Raw genomic sequence first — 2,433 nt, forward strand, 5'->3', positions numbered from 1 at the left:
GGCACCCGCCGTCGACCGTTTCCACGCCAGCCACACCATGCTCCGCGGCTACGCCGTCGCCTGCCCCGCTGCCCATTCCAGTCCGAGTCCGGCCAGCCGCTCCAGCTGGGCCGTGCTGAGCTTGGCGCGCCTGGTCTTGCTGTTCGCCAGAAACACCCCGAGCCGGACCTGTGTGCCGTCGTCCAGGGTCTCGACCCAGGACCGGCTGACGGGTCCTACGGTGCCGGTTCGGTCGCGGTACTGCGCGAGGGCTGCGCATCCTCGTTCGAATGCCGCAGAGCGTGCCTGAGACGGCCTCTTGGGTGCTTCCGGCTCCGGGAGCAGGGGCGTGACCCCCAGGTTCGTGAGCCGCTCGCGCTGCCCGGGGGCGAGGCCTTTCCATACGACGTGCTGTCGCTGCCGCTGAAGCCACCGGCCGACATCCACCCCGGCCGCGGTCACCCCTGGGGTGATCTCGGCGACCTCGGCGCCCAGCGCCAGCAGCCGGCCCACCGCCGCGTAGCTGCGCTGCCAGTCCACGGTCCACCCGAGCTCGCGGACGTTCCAGTCCGGATCGATCGCGGCGAGCTCCGCAGCACGCCGCCGTGCCCGCTCCTCAACCGCGCCCAGGCCGCCGTCCTTGCGGCAGTTCGCCAGCCACTGGCCGACCGGCTTGTCCAGCGCGGTGGCGGTGACCGGAGCGGCCAGGCTGCCTCTCCTGATCGTGCCTGCCGGGTACGTGGCCGTTGTGCTCCAGCGGGGTTTCGATCACCGGCTGTCGGTTTGCTGGTGCAGGTCGTTAGCCTGTCGGTATGTCAGAGCGTGTCATCCCGGGGCGCAGCGATGTTCTGATCCCTTTGGGTGCTGCGGATGCTTTGTGGGCGGGCTTGACGGCCGGCAGCGCGGTGCCGACGGTGTCTGCGGCGCTCACGTGCTCTCCTGCCGATGCCCGGTTGGGGTACGTCCTGCTGGGCGGCCGTGTGGTGGCGACGGTGCAGGCAAGCGGCGGCCGGTGGAGTGTTTCGGAGGTTGAGGTGCGTCGGGCGGCGGCGGAACTGAACGCGCTGGAGATGGACCGTCAGGATCTGGTCCGCATTGGTCCGTTCCGTAGCGCGCTGCAGCAGGAGCAGAACGAGGCAGCGCTGCTGCGATGGCGCCAGCGCATTGCTGGGTACTTGCAGGAGCCGGTCGACCCCGGGCAGGCAGCACGGGGTGAAGGTGGTCGGTTGCGTCATCTGGCGGGGATCGATTGGCGGCGGATCCTTGTGGAGCGAGCCCGCGACCGGACGGTGCGGACGTGGTGGCTGCCACGCGCCGTGGTCAGGCTTCTGGATGCTGCCGAGCACGCCGAAACGCAGTGGTTGCAAGCCGGGCGGTCCCGCCCGGAAAGCGCAGCCGTCCCCGAGCCTTCCTCCTGCCACGGGCAGGTCCGACTTACCGCCGGTCGCCGGGAGATGACGAGCCTTGAGGGACCAGCGGCCCCGCTGGTCCCATACGCCGGAGAGCTGCAGGGCCACCTGTACTCGGTACTCAGCAGGAAACCGGGCATGTCCCGCAAGGTGGCTGGGTGGGCGTGCGCGGTCTGCCGCACCGCACCCGCCGCTGTACTCGACCACTGCCACGAACACGGTTACGTTCGCGCCCCCGTCTGCTACTCCTGCAACACACAGGAACGACCCGACCACCTGTACAGCAATGACATCCGCGTGGCCGACCACTACAGACGCTTCTTCGACGCCCACGCGGCCGACTGGCTCCGCCACTGGCACCGCTGTCCCGGCTGCCGCGCCCGGACCACCCTCCCCTTGCCGCACCTCGCCGCCTGGACCGCCCACATAGCCTGCCGATCGCTGCGCCCGACCCACCGCGACGCCCGCGGCTCCCGCGCGCGCAAACCCTGCGGGGTGCTGCGCGTGTCCTGGACGGGCAACCAGAACGCGCCGCGTTCCTGCCTGCTCGCAGTCGCCGTCGACTTCTGCCCCTCCGGCGAGCACCGTGTCCTCGCGCGAATCCCCTACCGCGAAGCCGTCGAGCGGTTTGGTGCTTGGCTGGCCGAGGCTCCCCCGCTGTTGCCGCCGCGGCCGGACCCGACCGCCTGGATGGCCTGCCCGCCCGGCCACGGCCCGTCATCGCGGACACCAGCGGTGAGGACTTGGCGCTGTTCTGAGCAATCGGCGGGAGACGACACCATCAGGATGCGGACGGCGGCCCTGAGGTGAGGGATCGGGCGGCGTCGCATTTTGTGCAGGCCGCTGCACGGGGCTGGCTGAGCGCGGCGAGTGCCTGTTCCTGGTCGAGGATCTCGTCGCTGGGTGTGCAACCGATGACGTGGATGAGGGTGGCGCCTGGGTGCCCAGGGACCACCCGCGACGGATCAGGCCGGCCAGGCGAGCGCATCGCCGGCCTCAGCGCCCGATCAGCACGCCACTGCCGCCGAAATCCCTCAGGCGCATC

General features: G+C 70.7%; 3 protein-coding genes. 1 reads left to right on the forward strand and 2 read right to left on the reverse strand.

The window, feature by feature from the left end; genetic code table 11:
• Positions 1–48: 48 nt before the first annotated feature.
• Positions 49–519 (reverse strand): helicase associated domain-containing protein, encoded by a 471-nt coding sequence (locus ACFWI9_RS33845; protein WP_387169031.1) that lies wholly within the window; start codon positions 517–519, stop codon positions 49–51.
• Positions 520–1,526: 1,007 nt separating this feature from the next.
• Here ACFWI9_RS33845 and ACFWI9_RS33850 point away from each other — a divergent pair.
• Positions 1,527–2,198 carry an endonuclease domain-containing protein gene (locus ACFWI9_RS33850; protein ID WP_387169034.1) on the forward strand — a complete coding sequence of 224 codons (672 nt, stop codon included), beginning with the start codon at positions 1,527–1,529 and terminating at the stop codon, positions 2,196–2,198.
• Here ACFWI9_RS33850 and ACFWI9_RS33855 read toward each other — a convergent pair.
• Positions 2,170–2,343 (reverse strand): DUF6233 domain-containing protein, encoded by a 174-nt coding sequence (locus ACFWI9_RS33855; protein ID WP_387169037.1) that lies wholly within the window; start codon positions 2,341–2,343, stop codon positions 2,170–2,172. The two genes, ACFWI9_RS33850 and ACFWI9_RS33855, sit on opposite strands and share 29 nt — an antisense overlap.
• Positions 2,344–2,433 lie beyond the last annotated feature (90 nt).

Source organism: Streptomyces sp. NPDC127084 (assembly GCF_042724175.1).
Taxonomy (GTDB): domain Bacteria; phylum Actinomycetota; class Actinomycetes; order Streptomycetales; family Streptomycetaceae; genus Streptomyces.